This window comes from Roseomonas sp. 18066, assembly GCF_902706185.1.
GTDB lineage: Bacteria > Pseudomonadota > Alphaproteobacteria > Acetobacterales > Acetobacteraceae > Pseudoroseomonas.
In genome coordinates this window covers 1-17,958 of sequence record NZ_CACSJM010000003.1, presented here as the reverse complement: position 1 = coordinate 17,958, position 17,958 = coordinate 1, and the positions used below count along the sequence as shown (strand labels likewise).

The window sequence follows — 17,958 nt, the reverse complement described above, 5'->3', positions numbered from 1 at the left end:
CCTCAGGCGCGTCGCATGTTCCAGAACAGCGGCAGACCCTTCAGGATGCCGCTGAGCTCTTTCTTGTAGACGGTCGGCTGGTAGAACAGGCCGAGCGGCACATAGGGCACGTCGATCAGCGCCTGGCGCTGGGCGCGGATGCCGATCGCGCGCTGCGCCTCGGCATCGGGGGCGGCGAACCAGGCGTCGCGCAGCGCTTCCAGCTGCGGGCTGGTCGGCCAGCCGAAGGTGGCGCGCTCGCCGCTGCCGCGCAGGAAGTTATGCGCCGCCGGGTTGAGATGCGTGACGCCGGGCGAATAGGTGCAGAACAGGTTGTAGCCGCCCTTGTCGATGGTGTTCTTGTTGGCCATGCGCGTCAGCATGCTGCCCCAGTCCATCACCTGGTAGTCGAGCGTGATGCCCAGGCGCTTGAACAGGTCGGCGGTGACGTCGCTGGTCGCCTTGATCGAGGGGAAGTCGGAGGGCGCCATCAGCAGCACCCGCTCGCCCTTGTAGCCGGCATCCTTCAGCGCCTGGCGCGACTGCTCGATGCTGCGGCTGCCATCCAGCGCCTCCAGCCCTTCGCTGTTGGCCATGACGCCGCCGGGGGCGAAGAAGCCGATGCCGTCCTTCCACAGCGTGCGGTCCTCGCCGGCCACCGCGATCATGAAGTCGCTCTGCTTCACCGCGCCCAGGATAGCGCGGCGGATCGCCGGATTGTCGAAAGGCGGGATCATGGAATTGAAGCGCATCACCGCGATGGCGCCGTAGGGGTCGAGCACCTCGACATTCAGCCGCGGATTGCGCTTCAGCCCCGGCAGCAGGTCGTAGATCGGCTGTTCCCACCAGTCGATCTCGCCCTGCTGCAGCGCGCCGGCGGCGGTGCTGGCATCGGGCATCACCTGCCATTCGATGCGGTCGAAATTCACCGCCTTCGGCCCGGCCAGCAGGCTGGCCTCGCCATCCTTGCGCGGCACATAGCCGTCGAACCTGTCATAGACGAGCTTCGAGCCCGAGACATGCAGGTCGGCGCGGAAGCGGAAGGGGCCGCTGCCCACCAGCTCCTTCACCGGCGGCACCGGGTTGTCGGCCGCCGCCAGCCGCTCCGGCATGATGAAGGCGACGATGGCGCCGACCTTGCCGAGCGCCGTGGGCAGCAGCGGGAAGGGCGCCTTCAGCCGCCAGCGCACGGTGCGGTCGTCGGGCGCCGACAGCTCCTCGACGATGGCCATCAGCGACACGCCGAAGGCGTCGCGATGCGCCCAGCGGCGCAGGCTGGCCACCACGTCGCGGCCGCGCACCGGCTCGCCGTCATGGAAGCGCAGGCCCTCGCGCAGCCGCATGGTGACGAGCTTGCCGTCGTCCTCGATGGTGTGGCCTTCCACCATCTGCGGCCGCACCACGCCCTCGGCATCGATGCCATAGAGCGTGTCATAGACCAGAAAACCGTGGTTGCGGTTGACCAGGCCGGTGGTGATGGTGGGGTCGAGGATGGCGGCATCGGCCTGCGGCACGAAGATCAGCGTCTTCGCCCGCGCCACGCCCTGGGCGCGGGCCAGTCCGGGCACGGCAAGCGGGGAGGCGGCAGCACCGAAGGCCAGCGTGCTGCGGAACAGGTCACGACGATGCATGGCAGGTCTCTCCAGGGATGGTGGCGAGTCTGGCTGTTCCCGAGCGGCGATTCGGATTCTTGTTATTCGGCGGCGAGGCGCGACGTCGACAGGTCCTTCTCGACCTCGGACAGGGTGCGCTCGAACAGGGACAGGGTTTCGTCGATGCCGGCCTCGTCGATGATCAGCGGCGGGCAGAAGCCGATGGTGTCGCCCATCGCGCGGATCACCAGCCCGTTCGCCAGCGCCGCGGCATCGAAGCGCGCGCCGATCTTCAGCGCCGGGTCGAAGGCGGTCCTGGTCGCCGGATCGGCCACCAGCTCGACGCCGATCATCAGCCCGGCGCCGCGCACCTGGCCGACGATGCCCGAGCCGGCGGCGATGGCATCGAGCCCGTCGCGCAGCCGCGCGCCCATGGCGCGGACATGGCCGACGACATCCATCTCCTGGTAGATGGCCAGCGTCTCCAGCGCGACGGCGACACCGACCGGATGGCCGGAATTGGTGAAGCCGTGGCCGAAGATCTCGCCGCCCTCGTTCATCCTGGCCAGCGCGTCCTGGATCGGCTTGCCGAGCAGCACCGCCGATATCGGGAAGTAGGAGGAGGAAATTCCCTTGGCCATGGCAGCCATGTCGGGCGTCATGCCGACGGTGATGCTGCCCCACATCTCGCCGGTGCGGCCGAAGCCGCAGACGACCTCGTCGGCCAGCACCAGGATGTCGTGCCGGCGCAGCACCGCCTGGATCGCCGGGAAATAGCCGGCGGGCGGCACGATGATGCCGCCGCCGGCATTGATCGGCTCGGCGATGAAGGCGGCGATGGTGTCGGCACCCTCCTCCAGGATCATCGCCTCCAGGCTGTCGGCCAGGCGCGCGACGAAGGCCGCCTCGTCCTCGCCTTCCCGCATGCCGTGGTACGGATCGGGGCAGAGCGTGTGCAGGAAGCCCGGCAGCGGCAGGCCGAATTCGCGATGCATGCGCGGCAGGCCGCACATCGAGGCGGCGACGATGGTCGAGCCATGGAAGCCGCGATCGCGCGAGATGATCTTGCGTTTCGCCGGCTTGCCGTGGACCGCGTGATAGACCCAGGCCAGCTTGACCATGGTCTCCGTCGCCTCGGAGCCGGAGGTCGCGAAATAGGCCTGCGCCTCGGGGATCGGGCCCATCGCCACCAGCCGCTCGGCCAGGTCGATCGTGGCCGCCGGCGTCTTGTGGTTGAAGGTGTGGTAGAAGCCGAACTTGTCATAGGCCTCGGCCGCCGCGCGCTTCAGCCGCGCATTGGAAAAGCCGAGCGAGGTGCACCACAGCCCGGCCATCGCCTCGACATAGCGCTTGCCATGGCTGTCGAAGACATGGATGCCCTCGCCGCGCTCCATGATCAGCGGCCCGCGCTCGGCATGCGCCTGGGCGTTGGTCTGCGAATGCAGGTGGTACAGCACATCCCGCGCTTCGGCGGAATTGGGCAGCGGCATCGGCATGCGGGCGCTCCTGGGGGCAGCGGCGGCGGTCGGTAAATTGGCCTGACCAATTTGGCCTGGGCACTTTCCGCGCCCCGGTTCCGCTTGTCAAACCCTTAAAGCGGGTGCTTCAAGCCGCGCATGCCCCCCGAGATACTCCCCGGCACCGTCCTGCGCAGCTTCGAGACCATCGCCCGGCAGATCGCCGCGCTGGTGCAGACCGACCATCCCGTGGGCAGCCGCCTGCCGGCCGAGCGGGAGCTCGCGAGACGCTTCGGCGTGTCGCGCCCGACCATCCGCGAGGCGATCCTGTCGTTGCAGATGGCCGGCATGCTGGAGGTGCGCAAGAACAGCGGCGCCTATGTCGTCAGCCGGCAGGAGACGCCGGAGGTCCGCGCGCTGTCCGGCTTCGGCCCCTTCGAGAATCTGCAGGCGCGGCGCATGATCGAGCCGCAGATCGCGGCGCTGGCCGCGCAGCATGCGACGCCGCTGCAGCTGGCCGCCATGGCCGCGACCCTCGCAGAGATGCGCGGCGACCATGCCCGCGGGCTGGAGGCCGATGCCGCCGACCACCGCTTCCACATCCTGCTGGCCGAGGCGACCGGCAATGGCGTGCTGGCGCAGATGGCCGACCAGCTGTGGCGTGGCCAGATCGACAGCGGCATCTGGCAGGAAATCCACCGCTACATGCCGATGGAGCAGTATCGGAAGACCTGGCTGCGCGACCACGAGGCGATTTTCCGCGCGGTGGAAGAGCGCAAGGCCCGCGCCGCCTCGCTCGCCATGGCGCGGCACCTGGCCAATATCCACGACGCGCTGATGACGACGACCAATGCGCGCGGCAGGGCGCCGCTCGCGGATTAACTCGCCGCCATCCGCGGCCGATCCGGCTGGGGCTGGCCCGGATGTTGCTGCATGCTGCGCGACATCACTGGGAGAATGGGTGGATGCGAATGAAGACGCCGCCGCTGCGCCGCGTGCTTGCCGGCGCCGCGGTCATGCTGGCGCTGAATGCGGCGGCGCCGGCGCGGGCGCGGGATCTGACGATCGGCGTGACCTCGGCCGTCACCGCGCTCGACCCGCATTATCACAACCTCTCCTCCAACTTTAACGTCGCCCTGAACATCTTCGACCGGCTGATCGACCAGGATGCGCAGCAGCGGCTGGTGCCGGGGCTGGCGAGCGCCTGGACCGCGATCGACGACACCACCTGGGAATTCACGCTGCGCCCCGGCATCAGCTTCCACGATGGCAGCCCCTTCGGCGCCGAGGATGTCGCCGCCTCGCTGCGCCGCGTGCCCGCCGTGCCGAACAGCCCGGGCTCCTACGAAGTCTATACCCGCGCCATCACCGAGATCATCGTCGTCGATCCGCTGACGCTGCGGCTGAAGACGGCCCAGCCGGCGCCGCTGCTGCCGGTCGACCTGTCCTCGGTCGACATCATCTCCCGCGCGCATGAGAAGGCCTCGACCGCCGATTTCAACAGCGGCGTGGCGACCATCGGCACCGGCCCCTATCGCTTCGTCGCCTATGCCGCCGGCGATCGCCTCCAGCTGCGCCGCAACGACGCCTATTGGGGCCGGGCGCCGGCCTGGGAGAACGCCACCATCCGCATCATCCCCGGCAGCGGCGTGCGCATCGCCGCGCTGCTGTCGGGCGACGTGCAGGCCATCGACAACGTGCCGCCGACCGATGCGCGGCACCTGGCGGCGAACAGCGCGGTGCGGGTGGAGAGCACGCGCTCCAACAGCGTGCTGTTCCTGCACATGGACCAGTTCCGCGACCAGACGCCGATGGTGACCGACCGCGCCGGCCAGCCGTTGCCGCAGAACCCGTTCAAGGACATTCGCGTGCGCCGCGCGCTGTCGCTGGCGATCGACCGGCGCACGCTGACGGAACGGCTGATGGAAGGCGCGGCGGCGCCGGCCAGCCAGCTGCTGGCGGATGGCTTCTTCGGTGTCAGCCCGCGGCTGCAGCCCGATCGCCACGATCCGGAGGCAGCGAAGAAGCTGCTGGCCGAGGCCGGCTATCCGAACGGCTTCTCGCTGACCATCGCCGGGTCGAACAACCGCTACCTGAACGACGCCAAGGTGGTGCAGGCCATCGCGCCGATGCTGATCCGCGTCGGCATCGAGGCCAAGGTCGCGACCTTCCCCTGGTCGGTCTTCATCACCCAGGCCGGCGCGCCGCATTACGCCTACAGCCTGTTCCTGGCGGGCAACAGCGCGACCACCGGCGAGGCCTCCTTCCCGCTGCGGGCGCAATTCGCGACCGTCAATCGCGAGACCGGCATGGGCTCCTCCAACCGCGCCCGCTATTCCAACCCCGAGGTCGACCGTGTGCTGGCCGAGGCGATGCGCACGGTGGACGACCGGCAGCGCGAGGCGCTGCTGCAGAAGGTCGCCGAGATCGCCATGGCCGATCAGGCGGTGATCCCGCTGTTCTACCAGAACAACGTCTTCGCCACCCGCGTCGGCTATCGCTACACGCCGCGCTCGGACGGCTTTCTCTCCGCAGCCATGGTGACACCGGAATGAGTGCCGAGACGACAATCAAGGTCGCGCTGACCTGCGCCGATTACGCGCGGCTGCTGCCGCTGGCGCGCGGCGAGGTTCGCCCCGAGGGCATCGAGCTGACGCTGACGCTCGGCCAGCGCGGCTCCTGGGCCGATCGCAACCTGATGCTGCGCCGCGCGCTGAACGATCCGACGGTGCAGGGCGGAGAGTCTTCGTTCTGCCGGCATGCGATGCGCATCGCCCAGGGCGATCGCAGCCATGTGGCGCTGCCGGTGTTTCCGCTGCGCGGCTTCACCATCCGCGACCTCTATGCGGCCCAGGGCAGCCCGATCACCCGCATCGCGCAGCTGGCCGGCAAGCGCATCGGCATGTATGGCTGGGCCAATAGCGGCGCGGTCTGGTACCGGCACCTGCTGGCGCTGCACGGCGTCGACATCGCCGCCGTGCAGTGGTGCATCGGCCCGGTCGACGACCCGATGCCCGCCACCAGCCCCGAGATCCTGCCGCCCGGCGTCACCACGCCGCCCGAGGGTGGGTCGCTGTCGGCAATGCTGCTGGCCGGCGAGCTCGACGCCGTCTTCAGCCCGCCGAAGCCGCGCGCCTATCACCGCAGCCGCGGACCCATCGTGCGCCTGGTGGCCGACTGGCGCGCCGCCGAGATCGACTATTTCGAACGGACAAACATCTTCCCGACCTCGCATCTGGTGGTGATCCGCCGCGCGCTGTGGGAGGCGCATCCCTGGGTGGCGCCCGCGCTGACCCAGGCCTTCATCGCCGGCAACGACGCCTTCACCGCGGCGCAGCGCAATTTTCCCTATGCGACGCCCTGGCTGGAAGATGAGCTGGAACAGGTGGAAGCGCTGCTCGGCGAGGATTTCCATCCCTATGGCTTCGAGACGAACCGGCATCCGATCGCGGCCTTCGCCGACCAGGCCTATGATGCCGGCATCATCGGCAAGCGGCTGTCGCCGGAAGAGCTCTTCGCCGAATATCTCGACAGCGCGGCCTGAGGAGGGACGCTCATGGATCTGGGACTGAACGGGAAATGCGCCCTGGTGACCGGCGGCGCGCGCGGCATCGGCCGGGCGATCGCCGTCAACCTGCTGGCCGAGGGCGCCCGCGTCGCCTTCTGCAGCCGCTCGGCCGAGCCGGTGCGCGAGGCGGAGCGGCAATTGCGCGAGGCCGCCGGCGCCGACCGCGTCTTCGGCTTCGCCGCCGATGTGGCGACGCCGGAGGGGGCGGCGGGCTTCGTCGCCGACAGCGCCGCGGCGCTGGGCGGCATCGACCTGCTGGTGGCCAATGTCGGCGGCAATGCCGGCGGCTATCTGGAGGAAAGCAGCCACGCCGACTGGCAGCGCACCTTCGCGCTGAACCTGTTCCATGCGGTGGACAGCATCCGCGCCGTGGTGCCCTTCATGCGCCAGCGTGGCGGCGGCAGCATCGTCGTGGTGGCCTCGATCTCCGGCTGGAAGCCCGGCGGCAAGGCGCAATATGCCACGGCCAAGGCGGCGGAAATCCAGCTGGCCGCGTCGCTGGCGCCGGAGCTCGCTGCCGACAGGATCCGCATCAACACCGTCAGCCCCGGCTCGATCCTCTATGAGGGCGGCGGCTGGGACCGGCGGATGCAGCGCGAGCCGGCGGTGATCGAGGATTTCATCGCCCGCGAATTCCCTGAAGGCCGCATGGGCAGCGCCGAGGAAATCGCCGATGTGGTGACCTTCGCGCTGTCGCGCCGGGCGAGCTGGATGAACGGGGCGCATATCCCGGTCGACGGCGCGCAGGGGCGGCCGTCGATCGGCTGACGCGAGCGGGCTGGCCGGGTCAGGCCAGCGCGTCGCCGCGGGTCCATGGGATCGGCAGACCCGCGGCATGGCCGGCCGATCGCTGAATTACATAATACATATTATGGGCAGCGGAGCGGCCGGCCGGGGCCCGGCGGCGGCGCAAGACCGCCGCCGCCGGGCCGCGCCCTCAATACAGCCGGGCAGCGCCGGTGGGCGCGGCCTCGGCGGCGCCCTTCTCCAGGATCTCCCGCATGGCGCGGCCATTGGCGTCCCACCACTTCGCCAGGATGCCGACATCCCAGCCGATGCAGAAATGTTGCACGCCCATGGCGAGATACCGGCCGGCATGGCTCGGATCCTGCAGTTCGACCCGCGGATGCAGGCCGAGCTTCAGCGCGGTCTCGATGGTCCGGCGCTCGGCCGCCTGCACCTCCGGATCGTCGCCCTGGCCGGGCTTGCCGATGCTCATCGAATAGTCGGAGGGGCCGAACTGCACCATGTCGATGCCGGGCACCGCCAGGATGGCGTCGAGCTCGTCGAGGCAGGATTTCTTCTCGACCATGATGGCGATGACGACGTCGTTCAGCGCCTCGACATAGCTCGGCTTGCCGACCTCGAGGATCGAGCCGACGTCGCGCCGCATCCCCACGCCGAGCCGCCCGACGCCGCGCGAGCCAACCCTTTCGGGCGTCTCGGCGCGCACCGCGGCGACGGCGGCCACGGCATCCTCGACGCTGCGGATATCGGCGAAGAGCACGCTCTGGAAGCCCGAGCCGATCGCCCGCATCGCCTGGTGCGTGTATTGCGTCTGCTCGATCTTGATCATGCCGCCCAGATTGGCGAGCTCGAAGGCGCGGCCGAGATTGTCCAGGTCGTGCAGGTCGAAGGGCGCGTATTCGGCGGTGAACTCGATGTAGTCGTATTGCTGCGACTGGCCGACCAGCTCGACCAGCGTCGGCCAGGTCGACAGCAGATGGGTGCCCACCGTGGGCTGCCCGGCATTCAGCTTTTCACGCAGCAGGTTGCGACGCATTCGACGACCTCCCCTTATGTCTCTCTTGGCCATGAGCGGCGACAGCAGGCTCGCGGATGTCCGATCCGACGGCAAGCCAGGATCGCCCGTCACCCCTCCTCCATCGCCCGTCGCCCCTTCAGGGGCGCGGATCGGCTGGCATGCGGCGGGCGCATGGATTGGTTCCGGTTTTCGGCCCTGGCGCGATTGCCTCGCCACGATCGCGGGCGGTATATTCCACCAGATGGATGCACGGGGCTCGGTCCCCGCCGTCATCCGCCGCGCCCGCGCGTGGCAGGCGGCCAACAATGGGGAACGTTCCAACAGATCCCTCCTTGTTGTGAGACCCGCATCTTGAAACATTCCCTCGCAGGGCCGGCCAATCCAGGCATGGCGCACCGTCCCGGCCTCGCCGGCCGGCTCTGGCTGCTGGTCCTGGGCGTGGTCATCCTGCTCGCCGGCCTGGCCTTCGCGGTCGGCGGCGGCAAGCTCGTGCTGCTCGGCGGCAGCTGGTACTTCCTGCTGGCCGGGCTCGGCCTGCTGGCCGCGGGCGGGCTGGTCGCCCTGCGCAAGCCGGCCGGCGGCCTGCTTTTCGGCCTGGTCTTCCTGGCCACCATCCCCTGGGCGCTGTGGGATGCCGGGCTGCACTACTGGCCGCTGGTCTCGCGGCTGCTGGCGATCGGCGTGGGCGCCACCGTCGTCGCCCTCTCCTTCCCGCTGCTGCGCCGCGCGGCGGGCCGCAGCCCGGCCTATGCCGCCTCCTTCGGCCTGGCCGCGGTGCTGGCCGTGGCCTCGGGCCTGGCGATGGCCGCCATGTTCGTGCCGCATCCGACGGTGGTCGCGACCCGCGCGCCGGGCCTGACGCCGGTCGCCCCGGGCACCGAGCAGCGCGACTGGGCGCATTACGGCAACACCGCCGGCGGCAGCCGCTTCGCGGCGCTGGACCAGATCAACCGCGACACCGTCTCGCGGCTGCAGGTGGCCTGGACCTACCACACCGGCGACACCCCGATCAGCCCGGGCGCCAATGGCGCCGAGGACCAGCAGACACCGCTGCAGGTCGGCGACCGCGTCTTCCTCTGCACGCCGCACAACAACGTCATCGCGCTCGACGCCGACACCGGCCGCCAGCTCTGGAAGGCGGAGATCAACGCCACCTCCTCGGTCTGGATGCGCTGCCGGGGCCTCGCCTATTTCGACGCGACCGCGGCGCTGCAGCAGCCGACGGCGCCGGGCTCGACCCCGGTGACGGCCGTCACGGTCGCCGCCGGCGCGCTGTGCGAGCGCCGCATCCTGATGAACACCATCCGCGCCGAGCTGATCGCGCTGGATGCCGATACCGGCGCCTTCTGCCCCGATTTCGGCACCAATGGCCGGGTCGACCTGAAGCTCGGCATGGGGGCGGCGGCCGATCCCAGCTACGTGCTGACCTCGGCGCCGACGCTGGCGGGCACCACCGTGGTGGTCGGCGGCCGCGTCGCCGACAATGTCAGCATGGACATGCCGGGCGGCGTGATGCGCGGCTTCGACGTGGTGACCGGCGCGCTGCGCTGGGCCTTCGACCCCGGCAACCCGGCCATCACCGGCCTGCCGCCGGAGGGGCAGAGCTACACCCGCTCGACGCCCAATGTCTGGGCGCCGATGTCTTACGACCCGGCGCTGAACACGGTGTTCATGCCGGTGGGCAGCCCCTCGGTCGATCTGTGGGGCGCGCGGCGCACGGCGCTCGACCATCGCTACGGCGCCTCGATGCTGGCGCTCGACGCCACCACAGGCCAGGAAAAGTGGGTCTACCAGACGGTCCATAACGACCTCTGGGACTTCGACGTGCCGATGCAGCCGAGCTTCATCGACTTCCCGAAGCCCGGCGGCGGCAGCGTGCCGGCGCTGGTCTTCGGCACCAAGGCCGGGCAGCTCTATGTGCTGGACCGCGCCACGGGCCAACCGCTGACCGAGGTGCGCGAGGTCCCCGTCAAGCCCGGCACCATCCCGAACGAGCCCTATGCGCCGACGCAGCCGCGCTCGGTCGGCATGCCGCAGATCGGCGCGCAGACGCTGACCGAGGCCGATATGTGGGGGGCCACCCCCTTCGACCAGCTGCTGTGCCGCATCGCCTTCAAGTCGATGCGCTATGACGGGCTCTACACCGTGCCCGACACCGACCTGTCGCTCAGCTTCCCGGGCTCGCTCGGCGGCATGAACTGGGGCGGGCTGTCGGTCGATCCGAACAGCAACTACATCTTCGTCAACGACATGCGGTTGGGCCTGTGGATCCGCATGACGCGGGCCGAGGCGACGCCGGACGGCGCCGTCAACACCGGCGGCGAGAGCGTCAACACCGGCATGGGCCTGGTGCCGATGCAGGGCACGCCCTATGCCGTGGACAAGAACCGCTTCCTGTCGCCGCTGGGCATTCCCTGCCAGGCGCCGCCCTACGGCACCATGACGGCGATCGACATGAAGACGCAGCAGATCGCCTGGCAGGTGCCGGTCGGCACGGTCGAGGATACCGGGCCGCTGGGCATCAAGGTCGGCCTGCCGATCCCGATCGGCATGCCGACGCTGGGCGGCACGCTGGCCACCCAGGGCGGGCTGGTCTTCATCGCCGGCACCCAGGACTTCTACCTGCGCGCCTTCAGCAGCGCGACCGGCGAGGAGGTCTGGAAGGCCCGCCTGCCGGTGGGCAGCCAGGGCGGGCCGATGACCTACCGCTCGCCGCGCACCGGCAAGCAGTATGTGATGATCTCGGCCGGCGGCGCCCGCCAGTCCGACCAGCGCGGCGACTACGTCATCGCCTACGCCCTGCCGGATTGACACGGACGGGGCGGGATCGGCGCCGTGACGGGCGCCGATCCCACCTGCCCTCTTGACGGCGGCCCCCTCGCCGTCGTCCCTCTCTGCCGCATCGCAGCATCCTTCCCTTGCCGAAGCCGGAGACCGACCGCCATGGACATCGCCCTGTTCAACCTGATGTCGCAGAATCGCGCCGACGAGACGCCGGCCGAGATCCTTGGCATGACGGTCGAGAAGGTGCGCATGGCCGAGCGCCTGGGCTTCGACGCCGCCTGGTTCGCCGAGCACCATTTCACCAGTCACTCGGTCTGCCCTTCGCCGCTGATGATGGTCGCCCACTGCGCGGCGGTGACGAAGACCCTGCGCCTGGGCCCGGCCGTCGTCGTGCTGCCGCTGCACCACCCGCTGCGCGTGGTGCAGGAGGTCGGCATGCTGCAGGCGCTGACCGGCGGCCGCGTCAATCTCGGCCTCGGCACCGGCCACCAGCCGCATGAATTTCTCACCTATGCCATCCCGATGGCGGAGCGGACCGCCATCCTCGAGGAAGGCTGGGACCTGATCGAGCGGGGGCTGACCACCGGCCGGGTCGCGCTCGATGGCGCGCATTACCAGGTGCCCGACGCCCCCATCGCCGCCTATCCGGGCAAGATGCCGCCGCTGTTCCTGGCGGGCGGCGAGCCGCGCCTGCTGGCGCGGGCCGCCCGCGCCGGCGCCTCGCTGTTCATCAGCCAGGGGCATCGCCGCGCCTCGGCGGCGCTGGGCATGCGGGAGAAGCTGCTGGTGGCGCTGCGCCAGCACGGCCTGCCCGATTCCGCGCTGAAGCTCGCCATCCAGCGCTATGTCTTCGTCACCGACGACCCGGCCGAGAAGCGCCGCGCCGCCGAGGGCATGCTGCGCTTCATGCGCACGACGCTCTCGCTGCGCGACGCCGTGCCGCCGCGCGACGGCGCCTTCATGCGCGAGCTGCCCTTCGAGGGCGAGCCCAGCATCGACTGGCTGCTGGAGAACGCCCCGATCGGCTCGGCTGAGCAGGTGACGGCGCGACTGGTCGAGGATTTCCACGCGCTGCAGCCCGTGCATTGGAGCCTCTACATGGGCTTCTCCGGCCTGCCGGCGCCGCGCGTCCTGGCCTCGCTGGAGCGCTTTGGCCGCGAGGTGCTGCCGGTGCTGCGCCAGCTGGCGCCGGCGACGGTGGAAGAGCCCGTCGCCGGCTGAGGATCAGCCCTTCCGCCGCAGCCGGTGGGCGCAGCCCATCAGCACGGCGGTCAGCAGGATGGTCAGGGTCGAGACCGCGGCGATGGTGGGGTCGATGGCGAAGCGCAGATCGTCCCACATCCGCCGCGGCAGGGTGACCGCGCCGGTGCCCGACAGGAACAGCGCCACCAGCAGCTCGTCGAACGACGTGATGAAGGCGAAGAGCGCGCCGACGATCACGCCGGGGCGGATCAGCGGCAGCGTCACCTGCCAGAAGCTGCCCCAGGGCGTGGCGCCGAGGCTGAGCGCCGCCTGCTCCAGCCGCGGGTCCAGGCCGGAGAGGCTGGCGGTGACGCTGGTGACGACGAAGGGCATGGCCAGGCAGGCATGCGCCAGGATCAGCCCGATCGGCGAGCCGACCAGCCCGTAGCGGGCGAAGGCGTAGTAGACGCCGATGGCGATGACGATGCTGGGCACGATCATCGGCGACAGGATCAGCCCGGTCACCACCCCGCGCGCCGCCTTGGGCAGCCGGGCCAGGGCCAGCGCCGCCAGCGTGCCGAGGCTGGTCGAGATCACCACCACCACCGTCGCGACCCACAGGCTGAGCCAGCTGGCCGCCAGCCAGGAATCGCTGCCGAGGAAGGCGCGGTACCAGCGCAGCCCGAGCGCCGGCGGCGGGAAGGTGAGGTAGGCGGCGGAGGAGAAGGAGACCACCGTCACCAGCAGGATCGGCGCCGCCAGGAACAGCAGCACCAGCCAGCCGAGGGTGCCGGAGAACAGCCCGCCGGTCAGCAGGCGCATGAAGGCCGCGCGCCTCATCGCGCGCTCATCCGGAAGGCGCCGCCGCCGAGGCCGCAGATCTTGGCGAAGACGCCGATGATGACCAAAGCGGTGGCCAGCAGCACCGCCGACAGGCAGGCGGCATAGGCCCAGTTCAGCTGGTCGACCTGCTGCGAGATCAGCATCGACAGCGTGGTGTCGCGCGGCCCGCCGACGAGGGCCGGCGTGATGTAGAAGCCGAGCGAGAGGACGAAGACCAGCAGCGTCCCCGCCGCCACCCCGGGCAGCGACAGCGGCAGCACCACCTGGCGGAAGGTGCTCCAGGGGCTGGCGCCGAGCCCGGCCGCGGCGCGCAGCAGCGAATGGTCGATCTGCCGCAGCGTGTTGGCGATGGGCAGGATCATATAGGGCAGCAGGATATGGATCATGGCGATCTGCGTCGCCAGCGGCGTGTTGAGGATGCGCAAGGGCCGGTCGAGCAGGCCCAGCGCCAGCATCGCCTCGTTGACCAGCCCGTGCCGGCCCAGCAGCACCATCCAGGCATAGGAGCGCACCAGCACGCTGGTCCAGAAGGGCAGCAGGATCAGCAGCAGGATCAGCGGCGCCATCCGCCGCGCCCGCACCAGCAGCAGCGCCACCGGATAGCCCAGCAGCAGCGTGCCCAGCGTCACCAGCACCGCCAGATACAGCGTGTTCCACAGCACGCGCTGGAACACCGGATCGTCGCCCAGCGCCTGGAAATGCACCAGCGTCCAGCCCGGATCGAGCACCGCGCGGCTGAGCATGCCCAGCACCGGCAGGGCGTAGAAGGCCAGCATGAAGGCGACCGGCGGCAGCGCCAGCAGCCAGGGCGCCAGCGGGCCCAGGCGCAGGCGGGCCGGGCGCGTCGCGGCCAGCGGGGGTGAGGCAGCCCCGGCGTCGGACAAGGATGCGTCAGACAAGGATGGTGTCCTCCGCCGCCCAGCCGATCTCCGCGGTCTCGCCGGCGGCGCGGCGGCGGATGGCGGCGCCCGAGGCCTCCTTCAGCACCAGCCGCGTGCCGCCCGCGGCCTCCAGCAGGTAGCGGCAGCGCTCGCCGGCGAAGATCGCCTCGCGCACGGTGACGGACAGGCGGTTCTCGCCGGGCGCGGGCGGCGCGCCATCGACGAAGCGCAACCGCTCGGGCCGCGTCGTCAGCATGATCTCCGCGCCCGCGGCCGGCAGGCTGCCCGCCAGCGCCTGCAGCCGCGTGGCGCCGAACTCGGCGACGACGCGCCCCTGCTCGATGCCGCGCATCACCGCCGGGAAGAAATTGGACTCGCCGATGAAGGAGGCGACGAAGCGGTTGGCCGGGCGGTCGTAGAGGTCCTCCGGCGTGCCGATCTGCGCCACCTGCCCGTTCTCCATCACCGCGATGCGGTCGGACATGGTCAGCGCCTCCTCCTGGTCATGCGTGACATAGACGAAGGTGATGCCGAGCTCGGCATGCAGCCGCCGCATCTCCAGCTGCAGCGTCTCGCGCAGCTGCTTGTCCAACGCGCCCAGCGGCTCGTCCATCAGCAGCAGCCGGGGTCGGAAGACGATGGCGCGGGCAAGCGCCACGCGCTGCTGCTGCCCGCCCGACAGCTGGCGCGGATTGCGCCCGCCCAGGCCGGGCAGCTGCACCAGCCGCAGCGCCTCCTCGACCTGCCGCATCCGCTCGGCCTTGGGCACGCCGCGCTGCTTCAGCGGGAAGCCGATATTCTCGGCGACCGTCAGATGCGGGAACAGCGCGTAGCTCTGGAACACCATGCCCAGGTTGCGCCGGTGCGGCGGCACGCCGAGCATCGACTGGCCATCGATCAGCAACTCGCCGGCGCTGGGCTGCTCGAAGCCGGCGATCATCATCAGCGTCGTGGTCTTGCCGGAGCCGCTCGGCCCCAGCAGGGTCAGGAACTCGCCCGAGCGGATGTCGATGGACACGCCGCGCACCGCGCCGTGTCCACCATAGTTCTTCTCCAGGCCGCGCAGGGTGACGGCTGCGCCCGCCCCGGCCAGCACCGTTGCCACGCCGTCCATCGGCGTCAGGTCAGCAGCCAGCGGTTGAAGCGCGCCAGCACCGCGTCGCGGTTGTCGACCCACCAGCCGTAGTCATAGGGCACCAGCTGCGACTTGATCTCCGGCGCGCTGGGCAGGATGGCCAGGCGCTCGGCCGGGACATATTCGACCGACTTGCTGTTGACGAAGCCATACGGAATTTGCAGGGAAACGCGCGCCTGCGGCACCGCCATGGTGGAGAAGGCGATGAACTTCATGGCGTTCGCCGCGTTGCGCGCGCCCTTCGGCACCGCCCAGCAATCGCGCTTCAGCAGGCCCTGGCTCCAGCTGATGGCGGCGGGGACGCCGGCCGCCTGCAGCGCCGCCATGCGGCCGTTCCAGACGCTGGTCATGGTGACCTCGCGGTCGGTCAGCATCTGCACCGGCAGGGCGCCGGTGTCCCACCACTTCACGACCTCCGACTTGATCTTGTCGTAGCTGGCGAAGGCGGTGTCGACATTGATCGGATAGATCTTGTCGGCGGGCACGCCCGCGGCCAGCAGCGCGAATTCCAGCTCCGGCGTCTGGCCGCTGGTATGGCCGCCCAGCGCCCGCTCGCCGCCGAACTTGCGGGTGTCCCAGAAGTCCTTCCAGCCCACCGGCACGGCGCCCTTGAAGGCGTCGGTGCGATAGGCCATCACCTGGGCCCAGACCAGCATCTCCAGCCCGTATTCGAAGCGGTACTGGCTCTCGACGCCGCCATCGACGATGTCGTAGTCGACCGGCTCGAAATAGTCGCCACGCTTCTGCAGGTTCAGCACCGTGCCGCGGCTGAGCTGGCACAGGTCCCATTCGACATTCTTGGTCTCGACCATGGCGCGGACCTTGCCGCTGTCCGAGCCGCTGACGTCGCGCACCTGGATGCCGCAGAGCCGCTCGAAGGGCTCGAAATAGGCGAGGCGCTGGGTCTCCTGCATGGTGCCGCCGAAGGTGGCGACGCGCACCTCGCCGCGGCCCTTCAGGATGTCGGGCACGTTGGTCACGTCGGGCAGCGCCGCCTGGGCCTCGGCGCGGCCGGGCAGCAGGAAGGGCGCCGCCAGCCCGGCGGCGAGGCCCAGCGCCGCGCGACGGCCGATGGTGGTGGTGGGCGGAAGCTGGACGCGGGCACGGTCCTTGGGGACGGTCATGTCACACCTGCCTTCTCGCAACGGGGAAAGTCGGAAGCCTTCAGTAAGCCAGCAGATTGTCGCGGAACTGCGCGTGCTCGTAGGCCTTGCGCACCAGCCCGCGATCCTGCAGCGCCGGCACCAGCCCGTCCTCGATCTCGGCCAGGGTCCGCCGGCTGACATTGGGCATTGACAGCAGGAAGCCGTCGCCGCCCACCTCCTGCATCACCTCGGCCATGCGGCCGGCCACCGCATCCGGCGTGCCGACCAGCTCGACCGACAGGTCGACCGGGTTCCAGTCGGCCATGGTGGCGCGGATCGAGCGGCCGGCGGCGCGCTTGCGGAACTGGTCCAGCGTCTGCTGATGCCCGTTGGTCGAGACATCGTCGGGCAGCGGCTGGTCGAGATCGAAGCGGCCGAAATCGATGTTGGTCACCTTGCCCAGATGCGCCAGCCGTTCCGGGATCATGCCCAGCGCCCGGGTCAGCTGCATCTGCTTGCGCTCGCGCGCGATCTCCTCGGTCTCGCCGAGGATCGGATTGACCAGGTAGAGCACCTTGCAGCTGTCCGGGTCGCGGCCGACCAGGCGCATCTGCGCCCGCACGTCGTCGCGATATTCCTTCATCGCCGCAGGGCCTTTGGCATTGGCGACGATGGTGTCGGCATGGGCGGCGGCAAAGCGGCGGCCGCGCGCGGAGCCGCCGGCCTGGGCGATCACCGGCTGTCCCTGCGGCGCCGGCCCCGAATTCAGCGGGCCGCGGGTCTTGAAGAATTTGCCTTCATAATGGACGCCATGCACCTTGCTGTGCTCAATCAATACGCCGCTCTTGCGATCGGCGATGATCGCGCCCGGCTCCCAGGAGCCCCAGAGCTGCTTCACGACGTCCATGTATTCATCGGCCATGTCGTAGCGCAGGTCGTGCTCCGGCATGCCCGGCAGGCCGAAGTTCATCGCGGCGAAATCGGAGGATCCGGTCACCGCGTTCCAGCCGCCGCGCCCCGCCGAGACCTGGTCCAGCGTCGCCACCAGCCGCGCCAGCAGATAGGGCGGATAGGCGAAGGTGCCGAAGGTCGGCACGATGCCGATGCGCGACGTCACCTGCGTCATCAGCGCCGCGACCACCGACGGGTCCTGCCGCGGCACGGCGATGCCGGCCTTCAGGTAGATCTCGGTGGAGCCCTGGAAGCTCTCGCCGACATAGGAGCTGTCCTCGAGCAGGATATAGTCGAAGCAGGCGCGCTCCAGGCTGCGCGCCATGTCCAGGAACAGCTCGGGCTGCATCCAGGTCTCGCCGATGCGTCCGGTCCAGGGCTCGCCCCAGGCCTGGACGCTCGATCCCTGCAGGAACCAGGCGAGGTGGAAAGGCTTGGTCATCGCGACACTCCGGCGCCTGGTGGATCCAGTCTTCGGGACGGGCAGCGAACCATGGCCGGCGCGGGACCACGGGGCACGCCCCGGCGAGCAACCGTCGCGCGGAGGCGGCGGCGATATCGATTTCCAGCAGGTGCAGCCAAGCAATAACGGTGCCAGGGATTTTTCGCGCGCGGCGATGGCCCCCTAGGTCGCGCCGCACGGGCGTGGTCTGATGCGGCCCCGCCCCTCCAGCCACGCCAGGGTCCCGTGAAGCCGCCCCATCCGCGTCCCGGCCAGGAGCCCGGACCCTCCCTC

The 17,958-nt window shown here is 70.0% G+C and carries 14 protein-coding genes; 6 read left to right on the top strand and 8 right to left on the bottom strand.

Features of this window, described 5'->3' with window-relative positions; translation table 11 throughout:
- Positions 1-2: 2 nt before the first annotated feature.
- Both GVN67_RS01025 and GVN67_RS01020 read right to left on the bottom strand, forming a co-directional pair.
- Positions 3-1,610 carry an ABC transporter substrate-binding protein gene (locus GVN67_RS01025; RefSeq protein ID WP_159992402.1) on the bottom strand — a complete coding sequence of 536 codons (1,608 nt, stop codon included), beginning with the start codon at positions 1,608-1,610 and terminating at the stop codon, positions 3-5.
- Between the two features lie 62 nt (positions 1,611-1,672).
- Positions 1,673-3,067 (bottom strand): aminotransferase, encoded by a 1,395-nt coding sequence (locus GVN67_RS01020; RefSeq protein ID WP_159992401.1) that lies wholly within the window; start codon positions 3,065-3,067, stop codon positions 1,673-1,675.
- A 120-nt stretch (positions 3,068-3,187) separates the two neighbouring features.
- Here GVN67_RS01020 and GVN67_RS01015 point away from each other — a divergent pair, with 120 nt between their 5' ends.
- The 4 genes from GVN67_RS01015 to GVN67_RS01000 all read left to right on the top strand — a co-directional run bounded on the left by GVN67_RS01015 (position 3,188) and on the right by GVN67_RS01000 (position 7,364).
- The gene (locus GVN67_RS01015) at positions 3,188-3,910 is read left to right on the top strand and encodes a FadR/GntR family transcriptional regulator (RefSeq protein WP_159992400.1); all 723 of its coding nucleotides are present in this window, start codon (positions 3,188-3,190) and stop codon (positions 3,908-3,910) included.
- An 83-nt stretch (positions 3,911-3,993) separates the two neighbouring features.
- Positions 3,994-5,583: an ABC transporter substrate-binding protein gene (locus tag GVN67_RS01010; RefSeq protein WP_235034890.1), complete on the top strand. Its 1,590-nt coding sequence runs from the start codon at positions 3,994-3,996 to the stop codon at positions 5,581-5,583.
- Positions 5,580-6,572 (top strand): hypothetical protein, encoded by a 993-nt coding sequence (locus tag GVN67_RS01005; RefSeq protein ID WP_159992399.1) that lies wholly within the window; start codon positions 5,580-5,582, stop codon positions 6,570-6,572. The genes GVN67_RS01010 and GVN67_RS01005 overlap by 4 nt, the downstream gene beginning before the upstream one ends.
- A 12-nt stretch (positions 6,573-6,584) precedes the next feature.
- Entirely contained in the window at positions 6,585-7,364 is a 780-nt protein-coding gene (locus GVN67_RS01000) for an SDR family NAD(P)-dependent oxidoreductase (RefSeq protein ID WP_159992398.1), read from the top strand.
- Positions 7,365-7,533: 169 nt separating this feature from the next.
- Here the strand turns inward: GVN67_RS01000 and GVN67_RS00995 are convergent, their stop codons facing one another.
- Positions 7,534-8,379, bottom strand: a complete 846-nt coding sequence (locus GVN67_RS00995) for an HpcH/HpaI aldolase/citrate lyase family protein (protein WP_159992397.1) — start codon at positions 8,377-8,379, stop codon at positions 7,534-7,536.
- Between the two features lie 369 nt (positions 8,380-8,748).
- On the opposite strand from GVN67_RS00995, the gene GVN67_RS00990 reads away from it, so the two are divergent.
- Positions 8,749-11,172, top strand: a complete 2,424-nt coding sequence (locus GVN67_RS00990) for a membrane-bound PQQ-dependent dehydrogenase, glucose/quinate/shikimate family (RefSeq protein WP_159992396.1) — start codon at positions 8,749-8,751, stop codon at positions 11,170-11,172.
- Between the two features lie 132 nt (positions 11,173-11,304).
- Positions 11,305-12,366 carry an LLM class flavin-dependent oxidoreductase gene (locus GVN67_RS00985; protein ID WP_159992395.1) on the top strand — a complete coding sequence of 354 codons (1,062 nt, stop codon included), beginning with the start codon at positions 11,305-11,307 and terminating at the stop codon, positions 12,364-12,366.
- Positions 12,367-12,369: 3 nt separating this feature from the next.
- Here the strand turns inward: GVN67_RS00985 and GVN67_RS00980 are convergent, their stop codons facing one another.
- Genes GVN67_RS00980 through GVN67_RS00960 form a run of 5 tightly spaced genes read right to left on the bottom strand, consistent with a single transcriptional unit; the run spans position 12,370 to position 17,664 of the window.
- The gene (locus GVN67_RS00980; protein WP_235034889.1) at positions 12,370-13,167 is read right to left on the bottom strand and encodes an ABC transporter permease; all 798 of its coding nucleotides are present in this window, start codon (positions 13,165-13,167) and stop codon (positions 12,370-12,372) included.
- Complete coding sequence (locus tag GVN67_RS00975; protein ID WP_200845068.1) at positions 13,164-14,069, bottom strand: ABC transporter permease; 906 nt, start codon at positions 14,067-14,069, stop codon at positions 13,164-13,166. The genes GVN67_RS00980 and GVN67_RS00975 overlap by 4 nt, the downstream gene beginning before the upstream one ends.
- Positions 14,062-15,165 carry an ABC transporter ATP-binding protein gene (locus tag GVN67_RS00970; RefSeq protein WP_159992394.1) on the bottom strand — a complete coding sequence of 368 codons (1,104 nt, stop codon included), beginning with the start codon at positions 15,163-15,165 and terminating at the stop codon, positions 14,062-14,064. The genes GVN67_RS00975 and GVN67_RS00970 overlap by 8 nt, the downstream gene beginning before the upstream one ends.
- 5 nt (positions 15,166-15,170) lie before the next feature.
- Positions 15,171-16,310 (bottom strand): ABC transporter substrate-binding protein, encoded by a 1,140-nt coding sequence (locus tag GVN67_RS00965; protein WP_159992393.1) that lies wholly within the window; start codon positions 16,308-16,310, stop codon positions 15,171-15,173.
- Between the two features lie 40 nt (positions 16,311-16,350).
- Positions 16,351-17,664, bottom strand: a complete 1,314-nt coding sequence (locus tag GVN67_RS00960; protein WP_159992392.1) for an NtaA/DmoA family FMN-dependent monooxygenase — start codon at positions 17,662-17,664, stop codon at positions 16,351-16,353.
- Between the last annotated feature and the right edge of the window lie 294 nt (positions 17,665-17,958).

Coding starts and splice junctions, on each gene's coding strand:
- GVN67_RS01025 (WP_159992402.1), bottom strand. CDS start 1,610: ATGCATCGTCGTGACCTGTTCCGCAGCACGCTGGCCTTCGGTGCTGCC.
- GVN67_RS01020 (WP_159992401.1), bottom strand. CDS start 3,067: ATGCCGATGCCGCTGCCCAATTCCGCCGAAGCGCGGGATGTGCTGTAC.
- GVN67_RS01015 (WP_159992400.1), top strand. CDS start 3,188: ATGCCCCCCGAGATACTCCCCGGCACCGTCCTGCGCAGCTTCGAGACC.
- GVN67_RS01010 (WP_235034890.1), top strand. CDS start 3,994: ATGCGAATGAAGACGCCGCCGCTGCGCCGCGTGCTTGCCGGCGCCGCG.
- GVN67_RS01005 (WP_159992399.1), top strand. CDS start 5,580: ATGAGTGCCGAGACGACAATCAAGGTCGCGCTGACCTGCGCCGATTAC.
- GVN67_RS01000 (WP_159992398.1), top strand. CDS start 6,585: ATGGATCTGGGACTGAACGGGAAATGCGCCCTGGTGACCGGCGGCGCG.
- GVN67_RS00995 (WP_159992397.1), bottom strand. CDS start 8,379: ATGCGTCGCAACCTGCTGCGTGAAAAGCTGAATGCCGGGCAGCCCACG.
- GVN67_RS00990 (WP_159992396.1), top strand. CDS start 8,749: ATGGCGCACCGTCCCGGCCTCGCCGGCCGGCTCTGGCTGCTGGTCCTG.
- GVN67_RS00985 (WP_159992395.1), top strand. CDS start 11,305: ATGGACATCGCCCTGTTCAACCTGATGTCGCAGAATCGCGCCGACGAG.
- GVN67_RS00980 (WP_235034889.1), bottom strand. CDS start 13,167: ATGAGGCGCGCGGCCTTCATGCGCCTGCTGACCGGCGGGCTGTTCTCC.
- GVN67_RS00970 (WP_159992394.1), bottom strand. CDS start 15,165: ATGGACGGCGTGGCAACGGTGCTGGCCGGGGCGGGCGCAGCCGTCACC.
- GVN67_RS00965 (WP_159992393.1), bottom strand. CDS start 16,310: ATGACCGTCCCCAAGGACCGTGCCCGCGTCCAGCTTCCGCCCACCACC.
- GVN67_RS00960 (WP_159992392.1), bottom strand. CDS start 17,664: ATGACCAAGCCTTTCCACCTCGCCTGGTTCCTGCAGGGATCGAGCGTC.